Genomic DNA, 2,842 nt, shown 5'->3' on the forward strand with positions numbered 1-2,842 from the left:
TGTACACCGAGCAGGTCGTTCTTCCAAGGTTGGGCGCGATGAGCACACGGATAATACGTTACCTCTCAAACAGTTACGGGCAGATGAGGGAATGGAAGCGTAACAGTGCCGCGGCGAATGGAATCGAACGGCATATCCTGCGCATCGTCGGAGACGCAGCCAAAGTGACCGTTACCAGAGCAACGGTTGGTGGAGTGCAATACGAGCCGCGGGCAGCAAACGAAATTTGGAAGGCAGGCACATCGCCTTGCCATCGAAACGGGCATCACGTCCGGAGTTGAATGATGGGAAGCATTACGCTCAGCAGAGTGACCAAGCGTTTCGGAACGGTTGAGGTGATTCCGCCGTTGGATTTGCAGATAGACGAGGGGGAATTCGTCGTCTTCGTCGGCCCGTCTGGCTGCGGGAAAACCACCTTGCTGCGGATGATTGCAGGGCTGGAAGACTTGTCGTCGGGGTCGGTGGAGATCGACAGGAAGGACGTTACGCGCGTTGCGCCGGCCAAGCGTGGTCTGGCGATGGTATTCCAGTCCTATGCCCTCTATCCGCACATGTCGGTTCGCGCCAATATTGGCTTTCCGCTCAGGATGGCCGGGGTCGAGAAGTCGGAAATCGACCGCAAGATTGAAACGGTGGCGGACGTTCTCAACCTGACCGCCTACCTTGATGCGCGTCCGGGTCAGCTTTCCGGCGGTCAGCGTCAGCGCGTTGCAATTGGCCGGGCAATCGTACGCGAGCCGAAGGCTTTTCTTTTCGATGAGCCGCTGTCTAATCTCGATGCCGCATTACGCGTCAATATGCGCCTGGAAATCTCCGAACTGCATCAGCGGCTGGGGGTAACCACCGTCTATGTCACTCACGATCAGGTAGAAGCCATGACCATGGCGACGAAGATCGTCGTGTTGCGCGCCGGTGTCATCGAACAGGTCGGCTCGCCAATCGAACTATACCGCGATCCGCGCAACACGTTTGTCGCTGGCTTTATTGGATCGCCAAAGATGAACTTCATCAACGGCACAGTGGCGGCCGAATACAGTGCGGCCACCATCGGAATACGACCCGAACATATCACGCTGTCTAAAGGCGCAGGAACCTGGCAGGGCACCGTCGGCGTCGTCGAACATCTAGGGTCGGATACGTTCCTGCATATCAGCACGGAAAAAGCCGGAAGACTCACTGTGCGCGCCGACGGCGATATCGACACCACCTACGGTGACACCGTCTTCCTGACCCCCCAGGCGAACAGGATCTATCGGTTCGATGCGGACGGAAATGCACTCGGGAGAAATTCCTAATTGCCGGCGCAGCATTGGGAAAGAAGGGAGGACGTGGAGCGCAGAATGACGGGCGGCGAGAACACCGCGGTGACGTGCAACATGACTGGATGAGGCGAAACCGGCTGTGGTTAGCCGGCATGGCGCGGAAGGCCGCGACGCCACGCCACTTTCAGGAGGTATTCGGATGTTTCGCGGCATGGGATTGAACCGAGTTTTCATATGCAACCAAAGGGAGGATGCAAACTATGTTGACCTTAGTCGAACAGAAACTTACGAGATGGAAGGTACTCCGCGCAGCGCTTGCAGCGGGAGCATTTCTGGCCACGAGTGCAAGCGCTCAGATCGCTCTGGCGCAAAGCGGCAAGCTGGTGATTGGCTCCGTCAACAATGCGGAGTTCGTAGCACTGAAAGATCTGCTACCGGAGTTTAAGCGACTCCACCCCGATATTGACGTCGAATTCCAGCTCGTGCCAGAAAACGAGGTTCGTGCGAAAATCACAACCGACGTCACGACCCAGAGCGGCATATACGATTTGATCACTACCGGGCCCTATGAGGTTCCTATGTGGGGGCGGGCCGGCTGGCTTGAGCCGCTTGATGCAATCAAGGGAGATCCAGCATACAAGGTTGAGGACGTGTTTGAGGCTTACCTCAATGGCCTCAGCTACGATGGCAAGCTTTATGCCGCGCCCGGAAGCGCCCAGGCATCTATGCTCTACTATCGCAAGGACCTGCTCGATGCCGCGGGCGTTACCATGCCCGAGGCTCCGACCTGGGCTGAAGTCATCCAGATTGCCGAGAAGTTGAACAAACCCACCGAAGGCAAATACGGCATCTGCTTGCGGGGACTCCCTGGCTGGGGGCAGATGGGGGCGCCGCTCGGCACGGTGATCAATGCTTTTGGGGGCCGATGGTATGATTCCAACTGGAACGCCCAAATCACAGCACCCGACACCACAGCAGCCATCAAGTTCTACATCGACGCTCTGCNTGCCGAGAAGTTGAACAAACCCACCGAAGGCAAATACGGCATCTGCTTGCGGGGACTCCCTGGCTGGGGGCAGATGGGGGCGCCGCTCGGCACGGTGATCAATGCTTTTGGGGGCCGATGGTATGATTCCAACTGGAACGCCCAAATCACAGCACCCGACACCACAGCAGCCATCAAGTTCTACATCGACGCTCTGCAGCGGGTTACGCCTCCCGGTATCACGCAGTTCGGTAACCAGGAATGCGGCCAGGCGATGACCACCGGTCAGGTTGCGATGATGTATGACGACAGTTCATGGACGCAGGTATTCTTCGACCCCAAGACGAACCCCTACGCTAAGGACATGGCTGTCGCAATGGCTCCAGTTAAGGAAGCCGGCTCAAAGCCGAGTGCCTGGTTCTGGACATGGGCGTGGGCCATACCGACTAGCGCGCACAACAAAGAAGCTGCACTTGCTTTCATCAAATGGGTAACCGGTCCAGACTACATTCCGTATGCGGAACCGATCAAGGGCTGGGGGAACCTGCCTGGGCCGGCGCGCAAGTCCCAGTATGAAACTGGTTCGCTCTACTCC

General features: G+C 57.5%; 2 protein-coding genes. Both read left to right on the top strand.

All coding sequences use genetic code 11. The features are described from left to right. Positions 1–284: 284 nt before the first annotated feature. Positions 285–1,295 (top strand): ABC transporter ATP-binding protein, encoded by a 1,011-nt coding sequence (locus ACM6UT_RS23080; protein WP_416799615.1) that lies wholly within the window; start codon positions 285–287, stop codon positions 1,293–1,295. 227 nt (positions 1,296–1,522) lie between these two features. Next, a partial coding sequence (locus ACM6UT_RS23085) for an ABC transporter substrate-binding protein (RefSeq protein ID WP_416799616.1) occupies positions 1,523–2,842 on the top strand: 1,320 nt, incomplete at its 3' end.

The organism is Ciceribacter azotifigens, from assembly GCF_048159625.1.
Taxonomy (GTDB): domain Bacteria; phylum Pseudomonadota; class Alphaproteobacteria; order Rhizobiales; family Rhizobiaceae; genus Allorhizobium; species Allorhizobium azotifigens.